Genomic DNA, 2240 nt, shown 5'->3' on the forward strand with positions numbered 1-2240 from the left:
ACTCACCTACGACATGAGCAAGGCATTGGGCGTGCGGCGGTTCGAGGTGGAGGGGGCGCGGACGGTGCAGGATGTAGTGCGCCTCACCCGTGACAAGTTCGGCGAGCGGGGCGAGAATTTCGAAAAACTCTCTCGGGTCGCCGCGGTGGTGGTCAACGGCGTCCTAATCAACCACCAGCACGGGATGAGTACTCAGCTCGCCGACGGCGACACGGTCGCATTCCTCAAGGCCGCGGCTGGGGGCTGAGCGGCCGGCGGCACCGTAAAATAGAAGGTCGCGCCCTGCTCCACCGCGCCCTCGGCCCACACCCGCCCGCCGTGGCGATGGATGATGCGCTGCACCGTGGCCAGCCCGATGCCGGCGCCTTCGAACTCCTCTTTCGCGTGCAGCCGCTGGAAGGCGCCGAACAGTTTGTCGACGTACGCCATGTCGAAGCCGGCGCCATCGTCGCGCACAAAGAACACCGGCTGCCCGTTCGTCTTGGCGCAGCCAAACTCGATCCGTGCCGTGGCGTGCTTGCTGGTGTACTTCCAGGCGTTCCGCAGTAGGTTGTCCACCACTGCCCGCAGCAACCCGGGGTCCCCGTGCGCCCGCACGCCCGGTGCAATGATGAACTCGACGGCTCGGCTCGGATCCGCGGCTCGCAGCTCGGCGGCGACCGTCTGCGCCAGCGCGCTGAGGTCCACCTCCCGCTGCTGCATCTCGGCGCGGGTCACCCGCGACAAGCCCAGCAAGGCCTCGATCAGCTGCGCCATGTGACTGGTGCCCTCCCGCACCCGCTGCAGATAATGCTGCCCCTGCGCGTCGAGTTGCTCGGTGTAGCGGCCCAGCAGCAGGGCGCTGAAGCCGTCGATCGCCCGCAGCGGCGCCTGCAGGTCGTGCGAGACGGAGTAGCTGAACGCTCCCAGCTCTGCGTTCGCCGCTTCGAGCTGCGCCGTGCGCTCCCGGACGCGTTGTTCCAGCTCGGCATTCAGCGTACGAATCTCTTCCGCCGCCCGCTTGCCTTCAGTGATGTTGTCGAACACGGCAACAAAGTATCCCTTTTCCGCCCCATAGACCGAGATCGACAGGCACGCCGCCAACGGCTCCAAATAAAGCTCAAACCGCTCCGGCTGTCCGGTCAAAGCTACCCGCCCGTAAATTTCGAACGCCTCCGGGTTGGACTCTCTGATGCCCGGGATGACCTCGGTGACTCTTCTCCCAACGACGTTCCTCAATCCGGTCAGCCTCTCGAAGGCGTCGTTGACATCGAGATAGATGAAGTCCAGCGGCTGGTCGTGATCAAAGATCATCTGGCAATACGCGAAGCCATCAAGCATGTTTTCGAACAGCGAGCGATAACGCGCTTCGCTCTCCCGCAGCGCCTCCTCCGCCCGCTTGCGTTCAGTGATGTCGCGGATGATGGCTTGGTGATAGGTTGTCCCCCCGATCTCCACCGCGCGCATGCTGCTTTCGACGGGAAACGTGGAACCATCTTTGCGCTGGTGTACGGTCTCAAGGACGATGCCATCCTCGGACCTCATCTGGCGGGTCTGCTGGTCGAGATCCGAGCGGGTTTCCGGCGCGCGCAAATCCCACGCGTTCAAGCGCTGGAACTCTTCCAACGAATAGCCATAGGCCTGGAGCGCGCGGTCGTTGGCTTCCAGGATTCTCCAGTCCTGGTCAGCCAACAGGATAATGTCATTGGCGTGCTTGGTCAGATACAGGAAGCGCTCGGCGAGCGCCTGGCGCTGGCGTTCGGTAGTCAGTTGTCTCTGCAACCATTGAGCGTCGCGTTGACGCCCCAGCAGACTCACGCCCAGTGCCGTCGCGAGAAGCAGGGCGAAGAGAAGAAGTCCTGTTGTCCAGGCCCGTTCGCGCAGTGGCGCATAGATCTCCTCCTGGTCCACCTTGGCCACCATAAACCAGGGCGTGCCCGGAATACGGCGCAGGGCGGCCAGCACCGGCACACTGCGATAGTCCGTTCCCTCAACAACCCCTTCGCGTCCCATCACCGCCATGGCCGCGGGCAAGTCCAGGCGTTGGTCAATGGGCAGTCGGAAGGAAAGCGCCACGTGCGAGCGATGGCGCAAGTCGTTCAAATACACTACGTCGTTGCCTTCGCGCCGGAGTATGAGCGTCTCGGCGGTGCGGCTGGGGGTGAGCCACGATTGAACCAGAGGGTAGAGGAACTCATGGGGATCGATTCGCAGCAGCAATACTCCCTCAGCCAGTGCGGCGTCAGGTTTGGCTCCGATGG

The 2240-nt window shown here is 63.6% G+C and carries 2 protein-coding genes; one reads left to right on the top strand and one right to left on the bottom strand.

Annotated elements, in window-relative coordinates:
• The coding region (locus VF515_22750) for a MoaD/ThiS family protein (GenBank protein ID HEX7410449.1) at window positions 1-247 on the top strand (247 nt) is incomplete at its 5' end.
• Here the strand turns inward: VF515_22750 and VF515_22755 are convergent.
• The coding region (locus VF515_22755) for a PAS domain S-box protein (GenBank protein HEX7410450.1) at window positions 193-2240 on the bottom strand (2048 nt) is incomplete at its 5' end. The genes VF515_22750 and VF515_22755 overlap by 55 nt on opposite strands.

The organism is Candidatus Binatia bacterium (assembly GCA_036382395.1).
In the GTDB taxonomy this organism is placed as follows: Bacteria; Desulfobacterota; Binatia; order HRBIN30; family HRBIN30; genus JAGDMS01.